Source organism: Gordonia sp. (in: high G+C Gram-positive bacteria), assembly GCF_047600565.1.
Taxonomy (GTDB): domain Bacteria; phylum Actinomycetota; class Actinomycetes; order Mycobacteriales; family Mycobacteriaceae; genus Gordonia.
Genome location: NZ_JASGKN010000001.1, coordinates 2,457,190 through 2,477,894, shown reverse-complemented (window position 1 = coordinate 2,477,894; position 20,705 = coordinate 2,457,190). Strand labels below are relative to the sequence as shown.

At 68.7% G+C, this 20,705-nt stretch carries 19 protein-coding genes and 2 pseudogenes; 12 read left to right on the top strand and 9 right to left on the bottom strand.

Translation table 11 applies throughout. The features are described 5' to 3' along the window. Positions 1-28 precede the first annotated feature (28 nt). The 7 genes and pseudogenes from QM774_RS12045 to QM774_RS12015 all read left to right on the top strand — a co-directional run bounded on the left by QM774_RS12045 (position 29) and on the right by QM774_RS12015 (position 6,064). A complete protein-coding gene (locus QM774_RS12045; protein WP_414976098.1) occupies positions 29-751 on the top strand; it encodes a pirin family protein in 723 nt (240 codons plus the stop codon). Positions 752-793: 42 nt separating this feature from the next. After that, complete coding sequence (locus QM774_RS12040; RefSeq protein ID WP_414976097.1) at positions 794-2,815, top strand: M13 family metallopeptidase; 2,022 nt, start codon at positions 794-796, stop codon at positions 2,813-2,815. Beyond that, a pseudogene (locus QM774_RS12035) lies at positions 2,718-3,503 on the top strand (Ig-like domain-containing protein); the annotation flags it as partial. The gene QM774_RS12040 and the pseudogene QM774_RS12035, both read left to right, overlap by 98 nt. Before the next feature lie 190 nt (positions 3,504-3,693). Next, entirely contained in the window at positions 3,694-4,092 is a 399-nt protein-coding gene (locus tag QM774_RS12030; protein WP_414976096.1) for a L,D-transpeptidase, read from the top strand. 345 nt (positions 4,093-4,437) lie between these two features. Next, complete coding sequence (locus tag QM774_RS12025) at positions 4,438-4,728, top strand: hypothetical protein (RefSeq protein ID WP_414976095.1); 291 nt, start codon at positions 4,438-4,440, stop codon at positions 4,726-4,728. Continuing rightward, positions 4,725-5,327, top strand: a complete 603-nt coding sequence (locus QM774_RS12020) for a potassium channel family protein (protein WP_414976094.1) — start codon at positions 4,725-4,727, stop codon at positions 5,325-5,327. Before QM774_RS12025 ends, QM774_RS12020 begins: the two co-directional genes overlap by 4 nt. 4 nt (positions 5,328-5,331) lie before the next feature. Beyond that, positions 5,332-6,064: pseudogene (locus QM774_RS12015) on the top strand (LysR family transcriptional regulator). Between the two features lie 4 nt (positions 6,065-6,068). Here QM774_RS12015 and QM774_RS12010 read toward each other — a convergent pair. Both QM774_RS12010 and QM774_RS12005 read right to left on the bottom strand, forming a co-directional pair. Next, entirely contained in the window at positions 6,069-6,689 is a 621-nt protein-coding gene (locus QM774_RS12010) for a TetR family transcriptional regulator (protein WP_414976093.1), read from the bottom strand. Then, positions 6,686-8,149 (bottom strand): fatty acid desaturase, encoded by a 1,464-nt coding sequence (locus QM774_RS12005; protein WP_414976092.1) that lies wholly within the window; start codon positions 8,147-8,149, stop codon positions 6,686-6,688. Before QM774_RS12005 ends, QM774_RS12010 begins: the two co-directional genes overlap by 4 nt. A gap of 212 nt (positions 8,150-8,361) precedes the next feature. Between QM774_RS12005 and QM774_RS12000 the strand changes: the two genes are divergently transcribed. The 3 genes from QM774_RS12000 to QM774_RS11990 are packed head-to-tail and all read left to right on the top strand — an operon-like array spanning position 8,362 to position 10,288. Beyond that, entirely contained in the window at positions 8,362-9,144 is a 783-nt protein-coding gene (locus QM774_RS12000; protein WP_414976091.1) for an SGNH/GDSL hydrolase family protein, read from the top strand. Positions 9,145-9,197: 53 nt separating this feature from the next. Then, positions 9,198-9,602 carry a hypothetical protein gene (locus tag QM774_RS11995; protein ID WP_414976090.1) on the top strand — a complete coding sequence of 135 codons (405 nt, stop codon included), beginning with the start codon at positions 9,198-9,200 and terminating at the stop codon, positions 9,600-9,602. Positions 9,603-9,631: 29 nt separating this feature from the next. Further along, complete coding sequence (locus tag QM774_RS11990) at positions 9,632-10,288, top strand: histidine phosphatase family protein (protein WP_414976089.1); 657 nt, start codon at positions 9,632-9,634, stop codon at positions 10,286-10,288. A 62-nt stretch (positions 10,289-10,350) separates the two neighbouring features. Here the strand turns inward: QM774_RS11990 and QM774_RS11985 are convergent, their stop codons facing one another. The 3 genes from QM774_RS11985 to QM774_RS11975 form a co-directional block, all read right to left on the bottom strand. Continuing rightward, complete coding sequence (locus QM774_RS11985) at positions 10,351-10,530, bottom strand: hypothetical protein (RefSeq protein ID WP_414976088.1); 180 nt, start codon at positions 10,528-10,530, stop codon at positions 10,351-10,353. A 541-nt stretch (positions 10,531-11,071) separates the two neighbouring features. Then, on the bottom strand, positions 11,072-13,282 hold the full coding sequence (locus QM774_RS11980; protein ID WP_414976087.1) for a 3-hydroxyacyl-CoA dehydrogenase NAD-binding domain-containing protein: 2,211 nt from the start codon (positions 13,280-13,282) through the stop codon (positions 11,072-11,074). Positions 13,283-13,317: 35 nt separating this feature from the next. Further along, positions 13,318-14,529: an acetyl-CoA C-acetyltransferase gene (locus QM774_RS11975; protein WP_414976086.1), complete on the bottom strand. Its 1,212-nt coding sequence runs from the start codon at positions 14,527-14,529 to the stop codon at positions 13,318-13,320. 126 nt (positions 14,530-14,655) lie between these two features. Here QM774_RS11975 and QM774_RS11970 point away from each other — a divergent pair, with 126 nt between their 5' ends. Both QM774_RS11970 and QM774_RS11965 read left to right on the top strand, forming a co-directional pair. After that, positions 14,656-15,828 carry a TetR/AcrR family transcriptional regulator gene (locus QM774_RS11970; protein WP_414976085.1) on the top strand — a complete coding sequence of 391 codons (1,173 nt, stop codon included), beginning with the start codon at positions 14,656-14,658 and terminating at the stop codon, positions 15,826-15,828. Between the two features lie 8 nt (positions 15,829-15,836). Then, the gene (locus QM774_RS11965) at positions 15,837-16,787 is read left to right on the top strand and encodes an adenylate/guanylate cyclase domain-containing protein (protein ID WP_414976084.1); all 951 of its coding nucleotides are present in this window, start codon (positions 15,837-15,839) and stop codon (positions 16,785-16,787) included. On the opposite strand, the gene QM774_RS11960 is transcribed toward QM774_RS11965, so the two are convergent. The 4 genes from QM774_RS11960 to QM774_RS11945 all read right to left on the bottom strand — a co-directional run bounded on the left by QM774_RS11960 (position 16,788) and on the right by QM774_RS11945 (position 20,654). Next, a complete protein-coding gene (locus QM774_RS11960) occupies positions 16,788-17,669 on the bottom strand; it encodes a crotonase/enoyl-CoA hydratase family protein (protein ID WP_414976083.1) in 882 nt (293 codons plus the stop codon). Positions 17,670-17,729: 60 nt separating this feature from the next. Then, positions 17,730-18,992 carry an ROK family protein gene (locus QM774_RS11955; RefSeq protein ID WP_414976082.1) on the bottom strand — a complete coding sequence of 421 codons (1,263 nt, stop codon included), beginning with the start codon at positions 18,990-18,992 and terminating at the stop codon, positions 17,730-17,732. A gap of 247 nt (positions 18,993-19,239) precedes the next feature. Further along, positions 19,240-19,896 carry a histidine phosphatase family protein gene (locus QM774_RS11950; protein ID WP_414976081.1) on the bottom strand — a complete coding sequence of 219 codons (657 nt, stop codon included), beginning with the start codon at positions 19,894-19,896 and terminating at the stop codon, positions 19,240-19,242. A gap of 5 nt (positions 19,897-19,901) precedes the next feature. Beyond that, positions 19,902-20,654 carry an SDR family NAD(P)-dependent oxidoreductase gene (locus QM774_RS11945; protein ID WP_414976656.1) on the bottom strand — a complete coding sequence of 251 codons (753 nt, stop codon included), beginning with the start codon at positions 20,652-20,654 and terminating at the stop codon, positions 19,902-19,904. Positions 20,655-20,705 lie beyond the last annotated feature (51 nt).

The following is a 20,705-nucleotide window of genomic DNA, read 5'->3' as shown; positions in this document are numbered from 1 at the left end:
CGATCTCCCGACCGGCGATAATGGAGCCATGCCCCAGCGCACCGTCCGAGCCGCCGACCGGCACGTCACCGAGACCGGTTGGCTCACCTCGCGCCACGGATTCTCGTTCGGCGACCACTACGACCCGGACAACACACATCACGGGATGCTGCTGGTCTGCAACGACGAGATCGTGCTGCCCGGGCAGGGCTTCGACACCCACCCGCACGCCGAGACCGAGATCGTCACCTGGGTTCTCTCCGGGTCGCTGGTGCATCAGGATTCGCGCGGCCACAGCGGCGTCATCCACCCCGGGCTCGCCCAGCGGATGAGCGCCGGCACCGGCATCGAGCATTCCGAACGCAACGATCACGCCGAAACCTCCGAACCGGTGCACTACATCCAGATGTGGCTGATGCCCGACGACACCGGGCACGACCCCGACTATCAGCAGCGCGACATCTCCACCGAGTTGACCGCCGGCGGGCTCATCCCGGTCGCCTCCGGCGAACGCGCCCACGACTCGGCGATCCGCATCCGCAACTCCGGCGCCACCCTCTGGGTGGCGCGTCTGGCCGCCGGCGAGCACGTCACGATCCCGCGGGCGCGCTTCACCCACCTGTTCGTCACCGACGGCGCCGTCCGCATCGAATCCGAACTCCTGCAGACCGGCGACACTCTGCGCGCCGACGACCTCGGCGGCTCCGTGCTGACCGCCGTCACCGACGCCGAAGCCTTGATCTGGACGATGAACAAGACCCTCGGCGAGTGATACCCGTGGGGCCGGCGGCACGCGCCGCCGATCAGTGCCAGGATGGAACCCGTGACCGAGACGACGACTGACGCACACAAGTCAGGCCTGGACCTGAACTGGATCGATGAGAACGCGAAGGTCGGCGACGACCTCTACAAGCACGTCAACGGGCGGTGGCTGGCGCAGCACGTGATCCCCGACGACCGCAGCATCGACGGCGCGTTCCATGTTCTCCGCGACAACGCCGAAGCCCAGGTCCGGGAGATCGTCGAAGCGTGCGCGGCCGACGACGCGGGCGACGCCGACGCAGCCAAGATCGGCGCGCTCTACACCTCGTTCATGGACACCGACCGGATCGAGGACCTCGGCATCGCGCCGATCACCGGCGGTCTGGCCGCGATCGACGCGATCACCGACGCCGACGGCCTGGCCCAGACCCTCGGCGCCTTCCAGCGCGGCGGGATCAGCGGCCTGTTCGGTCTGTACGTTGACACCGACTCGAAGAACTCCGACCGGTACCTGGTGCACATCGTCCAGAGCGGCCTGGGCCTGCCCGACGAGTCGTACTACCGGGAGGACGTGTACGACGACACCCGCGACGCGTACCGCAAGCACGTCGCGACGATGTTCACTCTCGCCGCGAACGCCGGCGCCGGAATCGACGACCCGGACGCGGCCGCCGCGACCGTCCTCGACCTGGAGACCGCCCTCGCATCCCACCACTGGGACGTGGTGCGGCGCCGTGACGCCGAAGCCACTTACAACCTGACGTCGGCCGCCGACTTCGCCGCACAGGCCGCCGGCTTCCCGGTGGAGGTGTGGACGACTGCCCTCGCCGGTGGGGACGCGGCCGCCAGCGACGGCGGCGCGTTCGCCGAAGTGAACATCGGTCAGCCGTCGTTCGTGACCGGCGCCGCCCGTCTGGTGGCCGAGCGGCCGATCGACGACTGGAAGACCTGGCTGCGGTGGAAGCTGCTGCACAGCGCCGCCGCCTACCTGTCGTCGCCGTTCGTCGACGAGAACTTCGCGTTCTACGGCACCACCCTGTCCGGCACCCCGCAGATCCGGGACCGCTGGAAGCGTGGCGTCGGCTTCGTCGAAGACGCGATGGGCTTCGCCGTCGGACGCCTCTACACCGAACAGCACTTCCCGCCGGCCGCCAAGGCCCGCATGGACGAGCTGATCGCCAACCTGATCGCCGCCTACCGCCGCAACATCACCGACCTGGACTGGATGACCCCGGCGACCCGGCAGAAGGCGCTCGCCAAACTGGACCGGTTCACACCCAAGATCGGCTATCCGGCCGCATGGCGCGACTATTCGGCGCTTGAGGTCGACCCGGCCGACCTGATCGGCAACGTGGCCCGCGCGTCGGCGTTCGAGACCGATCGCGAGCTCGGCAAGATCGGGAAGCCGGTCGACCGCGACGAATGGTTCATGACCCCCCAGACGGTCAACGCCTACTACAACCCGGGCATGAACGAGATCGTCTTCCCGGCCGCCATCCTCCAGCCGCCGTTCTTCGACGCCGACGCCGACGACGCCGCCAACTACGGCGGCATCGGCGCGGTGATCGGCCACGAGATCGGCCACGGCTTCGATGATCAGGGCGCCAAGTACGACGGTGACGGCAACCTGGTCGACTGGTGGACCGACGAGGACCGCACCGAGTTCGGCAAGCGCACCGCGGCGCTGGCCGGCCAGTACAGCGCCTACACGCCGGAAGGCCTGGACCCGAAGTACACGGTCAACGGCGAGTTCACGCTCGGCGAGAACATCGGCGACCTGGGCGGCCTGTCGATCGCCCTCGTCGCCTACGACATCGCCACCGACGGCAAGGGCGGCCCCGACATCGACGGCCTGACCGCCGCGCAGCGGGTGTTCTTCAGTTGGGCGGAGATCTGGCGCACCAAGACCCGCGACGAGGAGGCGATCAAGCGACTGGCGGTCGATCCGCACTCGCCGCCCGAGTTCCGCTGCAACGGTGTGGTCCGCAACGTCGACGCCTTCTACGACGCGTTCGGCGTCACCGAGGGCGACGCCCTGTATCTGGCGCCGGATCAGCGGGTGCACATCTGGTGACACAGTGGCCGGTGGGACCGCGAAGGTCACGACCCGGCCACACCGTGTCCGGTACGGACGTTTAGGGCGAGTCGGTCTGAGCGGATCCACAGCATCCGGTGCCACACTGGCGAGAGTGCACTTCAGATCTCTTCGCCTGCTGTGGTCGGTCCTCGCTCTGGTGACGGTCGCCGCGGTGGCGGCCGCCTGCGCCGGCCACGTGGATGCCCCGCCCGCCAAGATCACCAGCGCTGCGACCACGATCCCCGACCTGAATCCGCTGCGTCCGGTGATCGTGGACGTGGCCGACGGCACCTTCACGACGGTGACGCTGACGAATACGGCGTCGGGCAAGCAGGTGAAGGGTGAGCTGGATCCGTCCGGCCATCACTGGCGCACCACCGAGGACCTCGGCTACGGCGCCACCTACACCGTGAACGCGACCGCCCTGAACGCCGACCAGAAGCCGACGCATCAGACCCTCAAGGTCACCACGCTGGCCCCGGCCCAGACCGCATACGCGAACGTCGTGCCGTCACCCGATCTGGTGGATCAGGTCGGCGTCGGCGTGGGTCAGCCGGTGTCGGTGCAGTTCACCGCGCCGGTGACCAACAAGGCCGAGGTGATCAAGCACCTGTCGGTCACCACGACCCCCGCTCAGCCGGGCGCCTGGTACTGGATCGACGACCAGAACGTGCACTACCGCGGCCCGGACTACTGGCAGCCGGGCACCAAGATCCACCTGTCCGCCGACGTCTACGGCATCGACCTGGGCAACGGCGTGTACGGCGCCGAGGACGACGACGTCGACTACTCGGTCCACGACTCCTGGGTGGCGAAGGCCGACGGTGCCACCGAACTGCTGACGATCTTCCACAACGGGCAGCAGGTCAACCAGAATGCCGATGAGCCTCGGCGAGGCGGACACCCCCTCGCACATCGGGGCGCACGTGATCAGCGAGAAGTCGCCCACGGTGAAGATGGATTCGTGCAGCTACGGCGTCTGCCAGGGCCAGCCCGGGTACTACTCGGAGACCGTGCTGTGGGACGAACGCATCTCCAACGACGGCGAGTACGTCCACGCGGCACCCTGGTCGGTGGGTCAGCAGGGCGCCGCGAACGTCTCGCACGGCTGCGTGAACCTGAGTACCGAGAACGCACAGTGGTTCTATCAGCACTTCGGTCTGGGCGACGTCGTCGAGATCACGAACTCCGGTGGCGGCGAGCTGCCCCTCGACGACACCTACGGCGACTGGGCGGTCCCCTGGTCCACCTGGCAGGCCGGCAACTCGAACTGAGACCTCACAAAACGTGAGTTCGATGTCGCCTGACGCCTGACGCCCTTTCCCTTCCCGCTTCCCTCTGTCCCTACTCCCCCGTATAGCGCTGTTCATCGCTGTCGGGCGGCGCAAGCGCGCTATACGGGGGAGTAGGGACAAAACGGGGCGGGGCTAAGCGCCACTGAGCGTCGCGGCAGAACATCGGCACGCTCCCTGCACGCGGACCGAATGTGCGGTCGACCAGATTCGGCGGCGGTATCACCGGCGCGATGTCGCCGAGGAGCGCGGACTGCCGGTCACCGGAGGCGCGGCGCCTGGACTTCACGTGACCGGTACCGGCCCGTTCGGGGATAAAGTGAGCCCATGCGTATCGATCCGTCCGTTCCCGCTGTCGCCGCCGGTCTGATCGGCGGCGACGCCGTGGCCCGCTACTCGGGCAACCGTCCGTTGGGAGGCGCCGTTCTGGCCGCCGCCGGTGCGGTCGCGGGACGCAGTTGGCTGCAGAAGGGGCCGGCCGTCACGGCTGGGCTGACCGCCGTCTACCTGGGAGCGTTCGGCGCCTCGCATCCGCTGGCTAAGAAGATCGGCGCCTGGCCGTCGGTGTTCGCGGTCACGGGGGCGGCGACCGCGATCACGGCGGCGGCCACCGCATGACCGAGCCGGATCCGGCCACCGAACCGGAGTCGTCGGACGATCTGGAGGACGCACTCGCCTCCGGACGCGGAATCGTGCAGGCCATTCTGCGCCCGCTGTTCGCGGCCGGAGTCCTGCTGCTCGGCTACTTCATGTTGCCGATCCGCAAGTACGACGAACTCCACGTCCTCGGCTTCATCATCGGCGTCGCCCTGCTGGTGACGTTCTGCGTCTGGGAGTTCCGGCGCTTCATGGGCAGCCGCTACCCGGTGCCGTCCGCCCTCGAAGTCCTGACCGCGTTCGCCGGCCTGTACGTGGTGGCGTTCTCGACGCTGTACTTCCTGCTCTCGGACTACTCACCGGGCAGCTTCAACGAGAAGTTCACCCGTGTCGACGCCCTGTACTTCTGCATGACCGTGATGACGACGACCGGCTTCGGCGACCTGTCCCCGGAGAGTCAGGCGGCACGGGTCGCCGTCTCGGTCCAGATGATGACGACTCTGGTCATCGTCGGCCTCGGCGTGCGGTTCGTCGGCATCCTCCTGCACGCCCGCGTCACCGCCGACCGCGCCAAGCTGGTGCAGGCGGTCACCGAGGCCGGCGAGTCCTCCGGCGAGTAGCGCCGTGGATCTCCGCTCGCTGGATCTGGGCGCCCTCGCACTCCTCGTCGAAGTCGATGAGCACGGCAGCCTGTCGGCGGCGGCCCGACGCCTCGGTCTCGCCCAGCCCAACGCGAGCCGCACCCTCTCGCGTCTCGAGCGGCAGCTCGGCGTCGCTGACCGTCGCCGAACACCTGATGCCGCACTGGCTGGGTGAGTTCCGCACCGCGCACGCGGACACCACCGTCCATCTGACCGTCACGAATTCGGCCGGCGTGATCGACCTGCTGACCGCCGGAGGGTGCGACGTCGGGTTCATCGAGTCGCCGACCGTGCCGCACGGACTGTTCAGTGCGGTGGTGGCCCGTGACGAGTTGATCGTGGTCGCGCCGCCCGCGCATTTCTGGACTCGCCGCAAGCAGCCGGTGAGCGTCGACGAGCTGGCGGCGACGGCTCTGCTGGTCCGGGAACCGGGGTCGGGGACCCGCGACACTCTCGACGCCGCCCTGGAGGGCCATCAGCGCGCCGATCCGCTCCTCGAGCTGGGCAGCAGCGCCGCGATCCTGACCGCCGTCGCCGACGGGGTGGGCCCGGCGGTGCTGAGCACCCTGGCGGTCGACACCGCTGTGCGGATCGGTGCGGTGACGCCGGTGCAGGTGAGCGGCCTGCGGGCGAGCCGTGACCTGCGAGCGGTGTGGCGGCCCCCGCGGGACCTCGGTGGACCCGCCGCAGATCTGGTGCGCATCGCGCACGGATGAGACGTCAGCGGGTCGCTTCGCGCACGGCCGGCCCGAAGATCGACGTGAGGTTGGCGGCGACCTGATCGACCGGCACCTCCGGCGGCATCGCCACGTAGCTGAGCGCCATGCGGGCGACGGCGCCGCCGATCCGGTCGGCGGAGTCGGCGTCGGCGTTCACCCACGACTCCCGGAGGATCGCCGACAGTCGCGCCTTCGCCGCGGCGATCAGCGGCGCGGCCTCGGTGGTGACCAGTCGGTGCAGGTCGGGGTTGGGGCCGCCGCCCACCAGTGACGCGATCATCGGGTCGGCGGCCGCGGCCACCAGGAACCGGGTGATGCCGGTGGTCAGTGCGCCGTCGATGTCCCCGGGCATGGCGTCCACGGCGTCGGCGATCTCCCCGGTGTAGCGGTCGACGAGCCGCAGCGCATACGCCTGGGCCAGCCCGTGCCGGGAACCGAACTCGTTGTAGACGGTCTGCCGGCTCACCCCGACGTGGCGGGCGACGTCGGCCATGGTCACTTTGGACCAGTCGCGCTCGGTGAGGAGATCCCGCAGGCCGTCGAGCAGCGTCGTGCGCAGCAGGCCGCGGCTGGCCTGGGCGTACGTCTGCGGGGTGCTCACTCCACCGAGCGTAGTGGTCATGCGCTCACCGGGACGAAGTCCATCTTCTCGCGGACGCCGCAGTCCGGGCAGGGCCACGTGTCGGGGACGTCGGACCACGGGGTTCCGGCGGGGAAGCCTTCCCGGGGAGCACCGGCGGCGACGTCGTACACGTAGTCGCAGTTGGTGCACCGGTAGGCGGCCGCGTCGGCGGCCGGCGCCGTCACGGGCTCGTCGAGCACGGCGACGGTACGGCTGCCGTCCGGGTTGAAGCCGTACTTGGCGAGCAGCGCGGTCTCCTTGCCCGGCTGGAGGTTGGCCTTCGACAGGTCGCCGTCGTAGTGGGCGATGACGCGCTTGTCCATCACCGCGCGCCACACGGCGGGGATGTAGGCGAGCGAGATCATGCTGGCGTACCCGCTGGGCAGATTCGGCGCCTCGGAGAAGCTGCGCAGGGTCTGGTAGCGGCGGGTCGGGTTGGCGTGATGGTCGCTGTGCCGCTGCAGGTGGTACAGGAAGATGTTGGTGGCGATGTGGTCGGAGTTCCAGCTGTGCTTGGGCTGGCAGCGTTCGTACCGGCCGCGCTTGTTCTGCTGTCGCAGCAGTCCGTAGTGCTCGAGGTAGTTGACGGTCTCCAGCAGCGAGAAGCCGTAGATCGCCTGGATGATCAGGAACGGCAGCACCTGCCAGCCGAAGATCGCGGTGAGGACGCCCCAGAGCACGAACGACATGACCCAGGCGTTGAGGACGTCGTTGCTCGGGTGCAGCACGGGGCGGTCCAGGCGCTTCATCCGGTTGGCTTCGAGTTCCCAGGAGGATTTGAGGCTGCCGAACACGCTGCGCGGCAGGAAGCCCCAGAACGTCTCGCCGAAGCGTGCGCTGGCCGGGTCCTCCGGGGTGGCGACACGGACGTGATGGCCGCGGTTGTGCTCGATGTAGAAGTGGCCGTAGAAGGTCTGGGCGAGTGTGACCTTGGACAGCCAGCGTTCCATGGTGACCTTCTTGTGGCCGAGTTCGTGGGCGGTGTTGATGCCGATGCCGCCCATCACGCCCATCGACAGGGCCAGGCCGATCTTGGATGCGAGCCCGAGCCCGCCGTGTTCGATGCCCATCCAGGTGAGATCGTCGGCGGTCCAGAAGTAGCAGGCCAGGGTGAGGCTGATCAGCTGGAACGGGATGTACGCGTAGGTGCAGTAGCGGTAGTACTTGTCGTTCTCGAGCTGGTCGATCAGCTCGTCGGGCGGGTTCTGGCCGTCGGGGCCGAAGAACCGGTCCATGATCGGCAGGACGATGTAGACGAGGATCGGGCCGATCCACCACCACACGGGGGAGATGGTGTTCAGCCAGTCCCACCCGAGTCGATGGCCCACCCAGTTCATGCCGGTGATGAGTCCGATCGCCAGGAAGATCGCGGTCGGCGGCACCAGGCCCAGCAGCCAGAGGTAGCGCTTCTTGTCGCGCCAGGTCAGCTCGGTGCCGTCTTCGATCATCGTGTACGTCATGTCGTTCCCTTCGTCTCCCGATCGCGGCGCCCGCCGGCCCGTCGGATCTGAACCTTGACATTAGGTGATGTCACGTCTCCTGTCTATACATTTAGATCGATTTGTAAAGCCGAGGTCCGGCGCGGGCTCGGACCCCACCGTCCGATGACCCCTCCTGCGTGTCGTGATCTACCTCACACGTCACACCGGTAGCCGGGCGTACCATCGGCCACGTGCCGTACACGCGATTCGTCGCCCTCGGTGACAGCCAGACCGAGGGACTGGGCGACCCCGATCCGCGGTTCGAATACCGCGGCTGGGCGGACCGTCTGGCCGAGATGATCGCTGTCCACAGCCCCGGACTGCACTACGCGAATCTCGCCGTCCGCGGCAAGACCACCCGGGAAGCGCTCGACGAGCAGCTGGCGCCGGCCATCGGAATGCGCCCCGACCTGGTGGCCGCGCCGGTCGGCATGAACGACGTCATCGGCTCGGCGGACATGGGCCGGGTGAGCGACGACCTGGAGACCCTGTTCGGTCGTCTCACCGACACCGGAGCCACCGTGCTGACCTGTACGTTCCCGAACCTGGCCCGCACCATCCCGATGGGCGGCCTGTTCGAGGACCGGCTGCTGCAGATCAACGACCTGATGCGGGGGTTCGCCGAGCGGTTCGGTCTGGTGCTGGTCGATCTGCATTCGGCTCCGGTGCTGGTGGACCCGCGGTCGTGGTCACAGGATCGGCTCCACGCTTCGCCGTTCGGTCATTCGCGGTTCGCCGAAGCGGCCGCGCACGCCCTGAACCTGCCCGGCAGTTCGGACGCCTGGACCGCGCCGCTGGCCCCGCTGCCGGAGAAGCCGCGCCTGGCCCGGCACGCCGGCGACGCCCGGTGGGCGGTGCAGTTCCTGACCCCCTGGCTGATCCGGAAGGCGCGCGGGGTCTCCATGGGCGACGGGCGCGCACCCAAGCGGCCCACACTCGCTCCGGTGACCGCACCCGGGCTGACCGTCCGATAACGATCGGCCCGTTTCCGCCTCTTCTCCCTGGTCGTCGGACTTACGATCCGTCCATGAGCACGATTCTGCGCGGAACGATGATGGTCGCGGCGGGCGCCGGCGTCCTCCTGCTGAGCGCCTGCGGGAGCGGCGGCGACTCGGCGGGACCGACGTCGGTCACCTTCTCGCAGGAGCCGCGCGCCACCGCGACGACCGAGCCGACGTCGGCCGTCGCGAACAGTCCGTGCAAGGACGACGAGGGCGCGCAGGGCCACTACATGTACACGCCGGACAAGAACGACTGGGAGTGCGACAGCACCGACAAGCCGGACGACGTCCCGCCGATCATCCACACCGATCCGCCGTCGAAGCAGGTCACCGATCCGTCCGGCTACCCCTGCAGCGATGAGAGCGGAGCCGACGGCCGGCTGGTCTGGATCGACCCCGACGGGCCCTGGGTCTGCATGCTCGGCAGCTGATCGCGTCGCGGCGCGCTAGCGTGGATCGAATGGACTTCGATCCCCTGCCGGACAAGCCGGCCCCCGACAATCCCAGCGGAAAGCTGGTGCTGCTGCGCCACGGCGAGACCGAATGGTCGCGCGCCGGGAAGCACACCGGTCTGACCGACGTTCCGCTCACCCCGCACGGCGAGGAGCTCGCACGCAACGCGGGACCGCTGCTCAGCGGCTACGACTTCGTGCTGGAACTCTGCTCGCCGCTGGAACGGGCACGACGTACCGCCGAACTCGCCGGACTGCATCCGGAGATCGACCCGCTGCTGGTGGAGTGGGACTACGGCGGCTACGAGGGGCGCACCACCAAGGAGATCCGCAAGGAGCTCGGCTACAACTGGACGCCGTTCACCCACGGGGTGATCCGCGGGGAGAACTCGCCGGGCGAGACCGTCGAAGAGGTCGCCGGACGCGCATCGCGGGTGCTCACCCGGGTTCTGCCGGCGATGGCCGAGGGTGACGTCGCCATCGTCGCCCACGGACATCTGCTCCGCATCCTCACCTCCGTCTTCCTGCGGATGGCGCCGAGGTTCGGTGCGGCCCTCACCCTGGACGCCGGGTCGATCTCGGTGCTCGCCTTCTACCGCGAAGAGCCGGCCATCCTGACCTGGAACCACGGCCCCGGACTGCCCCTGAAGCCGTCCGAGTCGTAGCGATCTGCGGCGATGAAGTCGGGCCCGGAGGGACCGTCAGCGTCCGGTCGAGGCAGTTCTACTCACGCGGGCAGACGTCCTTCCGCGACGTCGACGACCCACTGTTCCGGTTCGCGGCCCTCGAGTTCACGGGCACGGACCAGGACCTTCGCATAGTTGCGTCGCTCGCGCGGAGTCCTGCCCCGGATGGCGAAGTCCGCCTCTTCTCGCGCCTTCGCACTCTCTTCGAGAGATGAACTCATGAGTCGTCCTCCTTCGCGCGCTCGGCTCTATTCTGCGACGCCTCGGCCACGGCCGCCAGTATTCCGGCCTCGCTGGCGGTAGCCAACGGTGACTGTGCGAGCGCAGACACGACTCCGGAACCGATCTCCCGGGACTCGCTTTGATCAGACTCGGACTGATGCACCGCCCAAGTGAATCGCCGCCACCACTCCGTACGGGCCTCGAACTCGATCCTGAGACGTCTGTCGATCGCCTCCGACCGCTGCCTCTGCCACAGCGTCGCCATGACACCAGCAGTCGCCAGCACCCCGACCGCCAGGGTCGCCCATACCTGCGCGACCAACATTTCGACCCCCGTTCGTCATGGGAATCGTCGTTCCTTCCCACCGATCGTGCGACCGCCTGTCCACAGCGCGGTCCCCGACCCCGGCCTGTCCACAAGACGGACGGACCGGTGGATCGCGGCGACACCCGATTCGCGTAGGAGTTTCTGACGACTTCGGCCCCGGCCGGACACGAGGTCCGGCCGGGGCCGAGTCAGTGGGCGTACCGCCTACGAGATCAGGACTTGGCGGCAGCCTTGGTCAGGTTCTCGTTGGTCAGCTCGTTCACGCCGCTCTTGGCCTTCTCGACCAGCGAAGCGGGCGGGTTGAAGTGATCGCCGTAGCTCTTGGCGAGCTCCTGCGAACGCTCCACGAAGCCCTTCACGCCACCGGAGTACTGGTTGATGTACTGGATGACGCCACCGGTCCACGGCGGGAAACCGATACCGAAGATCGAGCCGATGTTGGCGTCCTCGACGGAGGTCAGAACACCCTCGTCGAAGCACTTCACGGTCTCGAGGGCCTCGGCGAAGAGCATGCGCTCCTCCATGTCCTTCAGCGGGATCTCCACGGAGCCCGACTTGAAGTGCGGACGCAGACCCGGCCACAGCTGGGTGCGCTTGCCGTCCTCGTAGTCGTAGAAGCCCTTGCCGTCCTTCTTGGAGGTGCGGCCCTGCTCGACCATCCAGTCGATGACGTCGTAGGAGCCGTGGTCCGGGAAGGTGCCACCAGCGGCCTCGACACCCTCCTGGGTGGCCTTGCGGATCTTCTGCATGAGGGTGAGCGTCAGCTCGTCCGACAGCTGCAGCGGCGGGGCCGGGTAACCGGCCTGGCTGCCCGCCTGCTCGATGAAGGCCGGCTCCACACCCTCGCCGACGGCCGCGATGGCCTCGTTGATGAAGGTGCCGATGACGCGGCTGGTGAAGAACCCGCGGCTGTCGTTGACGACGATCGGGGTCTTGCGGATCTGCAGGGTGTAGTCGATGACCTTGGCGAGCACCTCGTCCTTGGTCTTCTCACCGCAGATGATCTCCACCAGCGGCATCTTGTCGACCGGCGAGAAGAAGTGGATTCCGATGAAGTCTTCCTGCTTCTTCACACCCTCGGCGAGCGTGGTGATCGGCAGCGTCGAGGTGTTGGAACCCAGGACGGCGTCCGGCTCGACGATGTCCTCGATCTCCTGGAACACCTGGTTCTTGACCTCGACCGACTCGAACGCTGCCTCGATCACCAGGTCGACGCCCTTGAAGTCCTCGGGGTCGACGGTCGGGTGAATCAGGTCGAGCAGAGCCTTCGACTTCTCCTCGGTGGTCTTGCCACGCGAGAGGGCCTTGGCCTCGAGCTGCTCCGAGTACGCCTTGCCGCGCTTGGCGGCGTCCAGGTCGATGTCCTTCAGGACGACCTCGATGCCGGCCTTCGCCGACACGTAGGCGATCGCGGCGCCCATCATGCCGGCACCGATGACGCCGACCTTCTTGGCCTGCCACTTCGGGTAGCCCTCGGGACGCGAGCCGCCGCCGTTGATGTGCTGCAGGTCGAAGAAGAACGCCTTGATCATGTTCTGCGCGACCTGACCGGTCACCAGCGACACGAAGTAGCGGGTCTCCACCAGGTCGGCGGTGTCGACGTCCACGTACGCGCCCTCGATGGCCGCGGCGAGGATGGCGCGCGGCGCCGGCATGTTCGCGCCCTTGATCTGCTTGCGCAGCAGGGCCGGGAAGGCCGGCAGGTTCGCGGCGATCTTCGGGTTGGTCGGACCGCCACCCGGGATCTTGTAGCCCTTGACGTCGAACGGCTGCTGCGACTCCGGGTGCTCGGCGATCCACTTCTTGGCGGCCGGGGCCAGCTCGTCGACCGAGCTGACGACCTCGTCGACCAGACCGGTCTCCTTGGCCTTGTCCGGACGGAACTCGGTGCCCTGCAGCAGGACGCCCATCAGCGCGTTCTGCAGGCCGAGGAGGCGCACGGTGCGGGTGATGCCGCCGCCGCCGGGCAGCAGACCCAGCTTCACCTCGGGCAGACCGACCTTGCAGCCCTTCACGTCGGCGATGACGCGGTAGTGGCAGTGCAGGGCGATCTCCAGGCCGCCGCCGAGCGCGGCGCCGTTGATGGCGGCGACGACCGGCTTGCCCAGGGTCTCGAGGCGACGCAGGTCCGCCTTCATGTCGTTGGTGGTGTCGTAGATCTTCTGAGCGATCTCTTCCTTCGACACGTCCTTCGGCGGGTTGGACATGTCCTTGAGGTCGCCGCCGGCGAAGAAGGTCTTCTTCGCCGAAGCGACGATGACACCGGTGATGTCGTCCTTCTCGGCCTCGAGCTTGTCGACGGTCGCCTTGAAGTCGGCCATGAACGTGCTGTTCATGGTGTTGACGCCCTGGTTCGGGTCGTCCATCGTGAGGGTGACGATGCCGTCGGCATCCTTCTCCCACTTGATCATGTTGTCAGCCATGAGTCTTCAGATTCCTTCGTAGTCTCGGTCGGGGCTCAGAGGCGCTCGACGACGGTCGCGACGCCCATGCCGCCGCCGATGCAGAGGGTGGCGAGGCCGTACTTGCCTCCGGTGCGCTCGAGCTCGTCGACGAGGGTGCCGAGGATCATCGCGCCGGTCGCACCCAGCGGGTGGCCGAGGGCGATGGCGCCACCGTTGACGTTGACCTTCTCGTGCGGGATGTTGAGGTCCTTCTCCCACTTGAGCACGACCGAGGCGAAGGCCTCGTTGAGCTCGAAGAGGTCGATGTCGTCGACGGTCAGGCCGGCGCGCTTGAGGGCGAGCTCGGTCGACGGGGTCGGGCCGGTCAGCATGATCGACGGCTCGGAGCCCACCTCGCCGTAGGAGAGGATGCGGGCGCGCGGGGTCAGGCCGTTGCGCTTGCCGGCTTCTTCGCTGCCGACCAGGACGAGGCCGGAGCCGTCGACGATGCCGGAGCTGTTGCCGCCGGTGTGGACGTGATCGACCTTCTCGACGCTCGGGTAGCGCTGCATGATGACGTCGTCGAAGCCGGCCATGGCGGCCAGGCCGGCGAACGCCGGGTTCAGCTTGCCGAGGGACTCGACGGTGGTGCCGGGACGACGGTGCTCGTCGTTGTCCAGCACGGTGATGCCGTTGATGTCCTTGACCGGGATGATCGACTTGGCGAAGCGACCCTCGTCCCAGGCCTGGGCGGCGCGCTTCTGCGACTCGGCGGCGTAGGCGTCGACGTCTTCACGCGAGAAGCCCTCGATGGTGGCGATCATGTCGGCACCGATGCCCTGCGGGTTGATGTAGTTGTCGTAGGCGGTGGCCGGATCGGCGAACAGGGCGCCGCCGTCGCTGCCCATCGGCACGCGGGTCATCGACTCGACGCCGCCGGCGAGCACCAGATCGTCGTAGCCGGAACGAACCTTGGCCGCGGCCAGGTTGACGGCCTCGAGACCCGACGCGCAGAAGCGGTTGATCTGGGTGCCGGGAACGCTCTCGCCCAGGCCGGAGGTCAGCGCCGCGGTACGCGCGATGACCGAGCCCTGCTCGCCTACCGGGGAGACGCAGCCGAGGATCAGGTCGTTGATCTCCTTGGGGTCGAGATCGGGGTTGCGCTCGAGCAGACCGTTGATCAGGCCGGAGACCAGATCGATCGGCTTGACGCTGTGCAGCGAGCCGCCGCGCGCCTTACCACGCGGCGTACGCGCCGCGTCGTAGATGAATGCTTCGTCAGGCACTGGGTGTTCCTTTCACACGAACCGTAAGTGGTTACGGACGTAGGCTAACGCGGATTAACGGATTTGGCTATACCAGCTGGTGGATCCGTATGAATTCGTTCGTCTTTCAGCTATGGTCGGTTCACGATGACGACTGGGAAGACTGCGCGGAGAAGCCAGGACGACCGGCGTCGACAGTTGTCGACGGCGGCGGCGGCGCTGTTCACCGAACGCGGATATCCGCACGTCGCAGTGTCGGACGTGGCGGCGCGGGCCGGTGTCAGCACCCCGACCGTCTACCGTCATTTCGCCGACAAGCAGGCCCTGCTGTACGCGGCGACGCAGAGCGGCGTGGATGCCTTCGAGACGATCACCGATGCGGCGCTCGCCGAGAACGACGACCCCGCACGGGCCCTGGCGGCGGCCGCAACCACCCTCAGTCTGTCCGATCCCGGCGCGCTGACCCTGTGGCGCTGGTCGGGATATCACCTGACCGAGGAGCAGGATCGCGACATCGTCCGCCGCACCCGGACCGTTCTGCGGCGCTGGGCGTCGGCGATCGCCGCGCATCGCCCGGATCTGACCGAGCGCGAGTCGATGTATCTGGCCGGTGCGGTGCTGTCGGTGGCCGGCAGTCTGATCGGACGGGTGTCCAAGACCGATCGGCCGACCGTCGAGGCCACGGTCCGCAGGCTGATCCGCCGCCTGTTCGCGCTGCGCCCGTCGGAGGCGGCCGCCCTGCCCGAACCCCTCGATCCGGGTATCGGCGCGGCCACCCGCCGGGACGAGATCCTGGATGCCGCCGCCACCCTGTTCGCCGAGCGCGGCTATCCGGGCACCGGCGTGGACGACATCGGTGCGGCGGTCGGCATCACCGGGCCCAGCGTGTACAAGCACTTCCCGTCCAAGGACGCGATCCTGGTGGCGATCGGGCAGCGCAGCGCCCTGCGGCTGGAGGCCGGGGCGCTGGCGGCGGCCAGTCTGACCGCCGATCCGTCACAGCTGCTGGACCTGCTGGTCGACTCGTATGTGCAGACGATGACGACGTCGCCGGACCTGCTCGTCGCACTGACCTCCGGCGGTGCCCTCGACGGCAATCCGGCCGCCGCCGAACTGCTCGCCAGTCAGCGGCGGTACGTCACACGCTGGATCGAGTTGCTGACCCGCGCCGACCCGGACACGACGCCGCAGACGGCCGCCCTGACCGTCCACGCCGCGCTCGCGATCGTCAACGACGCGGTCCGCATGCCCCGGCGCACCCCGCGACCGGAGTTCGCGGCGCGAATGGCGTACCTGATGAAGGGTCTGCTGCATGGTTGACTGGAACCATGGCTGACCGGCCCGGTGATCTGGGGTTGAACGAACAGGAGGCGGAGGAACTCGCCGCCCGTGTCTGGAACGCGCTCGGGTTCGTTCAGGCGCCCGACGAGTTCTCCGACGAAGGCGTCACCCTGATCAAGGGCATGCTCGGCCCCGGCTCCACCGTCGATCCCGCCGCCCTCATCGCGGCGTCGAGAGCCATCGGACAGCCCCTCGCCCGGCTCGCCGAATGGGAGGCGGAACAGATCCAGCTGCTGGCCCGGGACCCCGCGGTGGGCTTGTCCCAAGAGGAATTGATCGAGACCGTCGCCCGCGTCCACGACGAGGTGTGGCGACTGCACCTGGCCAACCGGCTGGCGCGAGTCGACACCGACGCCGCCACCGATGTGATCATCGGGTTCGCCGACATCGTCGGCTACACGGCCATGTCGCGCCGCCTGCAGATGGTGGAACTCGAGCGGCTCCTCGAATCATTCGAATCGCAGGCACACCAGATCGTCACCGATCACGGGGGCGCGGTCGTCAAGTCGCTGGGCGACGCGGTGATGTTCACCGCCCCCACCCCGGCACAGGCCGCCTCGATCGCTCTCGCCCTTCAGGACCTGACCTCCGACGGTGTGCTGCCCACCCTCCGGATCGGCCTGGCCGAGGGGCCGGTGCTGATGCGGATGGGCGACGTCTTCGGGGAACCGGTGAACATCGCGGCACGCTTGGCCAGCAGCGCGCGCGAGGGCACCACCCTGGTCGACCAGAATCTCGCCGACGCCCTGTCCGGTGACGACGAGGTGCGGGTGAAGCACATACCGACCCTCTCGGTGCGCGGCTATCGCCGGTTGAAGGCCTCGGCGCTGAGCCGCGCACCACACCCGGATGCGCCGCCCGAGCCGAAGGTCAGAGAGTCCCGCCGCCGGGCGAAGGACCGGAAGGCGTCGCAGGACGACGACGTCGCCGAGGACTGACTACCGCGCGTTCTGCCATTCGTCGTAGAACGCCGGCATCTGCGAGGCCCGCGCTGTGAAGTCGGCGGCACGCTTCTCCCGGAACGCCTGCACGCCCTCCTTGCCGTCGCCGATGGACGTGTAGAACATCGACAGCGAATCGATCCGGTGGGCGTCCCGCGGATCGTCGATCGCCTGATTCGCGATCAGCATCTGCCGGGCGAGGGCGGTCGCGACGGGCGAACGGCCGACGGTCCACCGGTCGGCCAGCTCGCGGGCTGCGGCCAGCAGATCGTCGGGTGCGTGCACGGACCGGACCAGCCCGCGTTCCTTCGCCTGCGCGGCGTCGAGGATGTCGGCCGAGTAGACGAGGTCCAGTGCGGCCGGCAGCCCGACGATGCGCGGCAGATACCAGGTGGAGCAGGCCTCCGGGGTGATGCCGAGCTTGCCGAAGACGAACCCGATGCGGCCCTTCTCGGACACCAGGCGCGCATCCATCGGCAGCGTCATGGTGGCGCCGATACCGACGGCGGCCCCGTTGATGGCGGCGATCACCGGCTTGCGGCATTCCCCGATCGCGATGCTGACACGGCCGCCCGTGTCGCGGATCCGCGCCAGGCCGGGGTCGTCGAGGTCGGCCATGTCGGCGTAGGTGGGGGTCTTCGTCTCGTCGAGACCGAAGACGTTGCCTTCGCTGGACAGGTCCATGCCGGCGCAGAACGCCTTGCCGGCGCCGGTGACGATGACCGCGCGCACGGCGTCGTCGTCGTTGACGGCCCGGAAGAAGTGCTCCAGTTCGTCCGCCATCTCGACGGTGAACGCGTTGAGCTGGTCGGGGCGATTCAGGGTGAGGGTCAGCACCCCGTCATCGTCGGACGTCAGCAGAGTCGTGTACTCGGTCATGCCGACAGCTTAGGTGGTGATTCGGTGTCACCGGCTGACACCGAATCACTGCCTGACATGTCAGGCGGTGTAGGCGAGCGCGTCGAGCGGGTCGGCGTAGATCGCGTCGAGGGCGACGGCGCCGGCCGCCTTCTGCTGCACGGTGATCGCCGACCGGGCCACGCGGACGTCCCGGTTGTTGATCACCGAGGTCGCGCGCAGCGCCTTGGAGACCACCGGCAGCGCCTCCGGATAGTCGGTGAACGCCTGACCGCCCAGGATCACGTGGTCCGGGTTGAAGATGTCCGAGATCAGCGCGACGGTGCGGCCCAGGACCTCGGCGCGTTCGGCGAGGATGTCGTGCGCGACGGTGTTGCCGGTGCGGGCGGCGTGACGCAACCCTTCCAGGGTGTCGATGTCCAGGCCGGCGGCCGCGGCGGCACGCAGCACACCCGAATCGCCGACGGCATCCTCAAGACGACCGGTCTTGTCCGGATCGAGCAGCGTGGTGGGGCCGGTCGGGAAGTGCCCGATGGTGGGCGGACCGGCGGCCGGGGTGTGCACGGTGCCGTCGACGCTGAACGCGATGCCGGCCATTTCACGGGCGTAGAAGTACAGGAAGTTCTGGCTCGACTCGGCCGGGTTCACCACCAGCTCGGCGGCGGCCATGGCCTCCACGTGCGAGGCCACCGACACCGGCAGTCCGAGGGCCTTGGCGGCGATCGGACCGACCGGCACACCCTTCCAGTCCAGCCGCGGATGGTCGACGACGCCGTCGTCGTAGACGCGGCCGCCGAGCGCGATCCCGCCCCAGAGCAGACGCTTGCCCACCCAGCGGTCGGCGAACCGGCGGGCGCTCTGCGCGACCGCGGTGACGACCTGCTCGGGGGTGGCGGCCTGCGGGGTGGGGATGGCGATCGCGCCGACCACCCGGTGCTGCAGGTCGTGCGTGGTGATCGAGGTGGTGCGGTAGCCGATGTGGATACCCACGGTCAGGAAATCACCGGTGTTGATCTCGAACGGCACGCGCGGGCGGCCGACGGCGCCGGGCGGCGTCAGATCGGCGCGCTCCCGGATCAGGCCGGCCTTCAGCAGGGCGCTGACCTGACGGTTGACGGTCGAGATGGACAGGCCGGTCAGGGCCGCGGCGTCGTCGCGGAACACCGGGCCGGAGACCCGGGCGGTGCGCAGCACCAGGGCGGCGGCCTTGGTGCTCAGCTGCAGCTTGGCCACTTCCGAGTGCGGGGCGGCGGCGCGGGCCGCGGACGGGCGGGTGACGGCCGAACGCTGAGCCGGACGCGGCGCGGAACGATCGGTCAGGGGGCGATCCAGGGTGGAAGTCATGATGTGGTTGTCCTCAGGGCTGGGTGCGCGGCCTGCGGGCCTGCGCGAAGTCTGTCGAAGTGCCCGGTCGGAGCCGGGCGGGCGGGGCTGGGTCAGCGCATTCGACGACAACAGAGGACACGCGCCAGCGGCAGACGGCATCCCAGAGCGGTGGTCACATACGTGACCTCCGGGATGGCATACGGCTGGCGAGTCATGGGCCAAAGCTAGCAACGGGTGCTTCCAGTTGCAAGCACAGTGGGGCGAATCACCGGAAGGTGACGAGTCCGCCGCCCTGTCCGGAGAGATGTCCGTGCTCGTTGAACGAGACCGGAGTGAAGCCCCGGCGTCCGACGATCAGCTTGGTGATCGACGCGTTCACCATCGCGCGGGCCATCTGCGGCCATCGCTCGTCCGGAACGCCCCAGAGCCGGGCCAGAAGCGCGGTGATCGTGCCGGCGGACGATGCGACGAGCACCGTCTGCCCGGACCCGCAGAGGTCGCGGACCCGATCGGCGGCGGCGGTCGTGCGGGCCCGGTAGTCGCGGTAGGTCTCGGCGTCGGGGGCACCGGTGGAGGCGCCCGCGATCCAGCGTGCGAGGGAGGCGTCGAGAAGGTCTTGATAGCCGGCCTTCTCCTCGAGCAGGTCGGGGGTGGGCGCGGCCGGCAGGGAACCGACCGAGTACTCGTCCCACCCGGTGTCGACCGTCGGGGCGGGGGCATCGCCGAGGGTGGCGCGTTGCCGGGACAGGTCGCCGGAGACGGCCGCGGTGAACGCGGGTACCTGTGCGGCCAGCGCCTGCCCGGTGCGCCGCGCCTGCTCGAAACCCAGGTCTGTCAGACCGAGCGCATCGTCGCGGCCGTCGTCGGCCGCGTACGCGTGCGCCGGCGCCTGACCGTGACGGACCAGGTAGAGGACTCCCATGCCGGTCAGGCCCGATGCAGTTGGGGGCCGGGGCGGGTGAGCACCGCCTGCGGCAGCACCGCGTACCGCCCGAGCTGGGTGACGGCGTGCGCCACCGCGGCCACGTCGGCGCCGCTGATCATCTGCTCGGCCGGGATGCCGCCGTCGCCCTTCGTCCATTCGGACATGTCCGTGTCGACGTAGCCGGGGCAGATCGCGGTCGCCGCCACCCCGTTCACCGCCTCTTCGGTGTTGAAGGTCTCGCACAGCGAGATGAGCGCCGCCTTGGTGGCGCCGTACGCGGACAGCTCCGGTTCCGGGTAGACGCCGGTGCTCGACGCGATCGCGATCACCTTCGCCGTGCCGTCGTCGCCGGCGGTGGCACGCAACGTCGGCAGCATCTCCTGCATCAGCTGGAACGGTGCGCGCAGGTTCACCTGGTAGAGCCGGTCGAAGCGGCGCGGCGGGAAGCTTTCCACAGCGCCCTTGTTGCCCATGCCGGCGTTCACGACGAGGGCGTCGCAGCGGCCGTACTCGTCGGCGTGGGCCGCCACCAGCGCGGAGACGGCGGACTCGTCGGTCATGTCGGCGGGAACAGTCAGCACCCGTACCCCGTACGTCTCACGGAGTGACGCGGCGGTGGCGTCGAGGGTCTCCCGGGTGCGGGCGGACAGGGTGAGGTCCCAGCCGTCGGCGGCCAGACACTGCGCGATGGCGGCACCGATGCCTTTGGAGCCGCCGGTGATCAGGGCGGCCCGCCGGCCGTCACGCTCGTTCAGCTCCGCACGCTCCTTGAGTTCCTCACGCTCCTCGAGTTCCTCACGCTCCTT

Coding starts and splice junctions, on each gene's coding strand:
- QM774_RS11970 (WP_414976085.1), top strand. CDS start 14,656: ATGACGACTGGGAAGACTGCGCGGAGAAGCCAGGACGACCGGCGTCGA.
- QM774_RS11960 (WP_414976083.1), bottom strand. CDS start 17,669: ATGACCGAGTACACGACTCTGCTGACGTCCGACGATGACGGGGTGCTG.
- QM774_RS12045 (WP_414976098.1), top strand. CDS start 29: ATGCCCCAGCGCACCGTCCGAGCCGCCGACCGGCACGTCACCGAGACC.
- QM774_RS11985 (WP_414976088.1), bottom strand. CDS start 10,530: ATGAGTTCATCTCTCGAAGAGAGTGCGAAGGCGCGAGAAGAGGCGGAC.
- QM774_RS12005 (WP_414976092.1), bottom strand. CDS start 8,149: ATGACGTACACGATGATCGAAGACGGCACCGAGCTGACCTGGCGCGAC.
- QM774_RS12030 (WP_414976096.1), top strand. CDS start 3,694: ATGCCGATGAGCCTCGGCGAGGCGGACACCCCCTCGCACATCGGGGCG.
- QM774_RS11955 (WP_414976082.1), bottom strand. CDS start 18,992: ATGACTTCCACCCTGGATCGCCCCCTGACCGATCGTTCCGCGCCGCGT.
- QM774_RS11965 (WP_414976084.1), top strand. CDS start 15,837: ATGGCTGACCGGCCCGGTGATCTGGGGTTGAACGAACAGGAGGCGGAG.
- QM774_RS12040 (WP_414976097.1), top strand. CDS start 794: ATGGAACCCGTGACCGAGACGACGACTGACGCACACAAGTCAGGCCTG.
- QM774_RS11950 (WP_414976081.1), bottom strand. CDS start 19,896: ATGGGAGTCCTCTACCTGGTCCGTCACGGTCAGGCGCCGGCGCACGCG.
- QM774_RS11990 (WP_414976089.1), top strand. CDS start 9,632: ATGGACTTCGATCCCCTGCCGGACAAGCCGGCCCCCGACAATCCCAGC.
- QM774_RS12025 (WP_414976095.1), top strand. CDS start 4,438: ATGCGTATCGATCCGTCCGTTCCCGCTGTCGCCGCCGGTCTGATCGGC.
- QM774_RS11980 (WP_414976087.1), bottom strand. CDS start 13,282: ATGGCTGACAACATGATCAAGTGGGAGAAGGATGCCGACGGCATCGTC.
- QM774_RS11995 (WP_414976090.1), top strand. CDS start 9,198: ATGAGCACGATTCTGCGCGGAACGATGATGGTCGCGGCGGGCGCCGGC.
- QM774_RS12020 (WP_414976094.1), top strand. CDS start 4,725: ATGACCGAGCCGGATCCGGCCACCGAACCGGAGTCGTCGGACGATCTG.
- QM774_RS12010 (WP_414976093.1), bottom strand. CDS start 6,689: ATGACCACTACGCTCGGTGGAGTGAGCACCCCGCAGACGTACGCCCAG.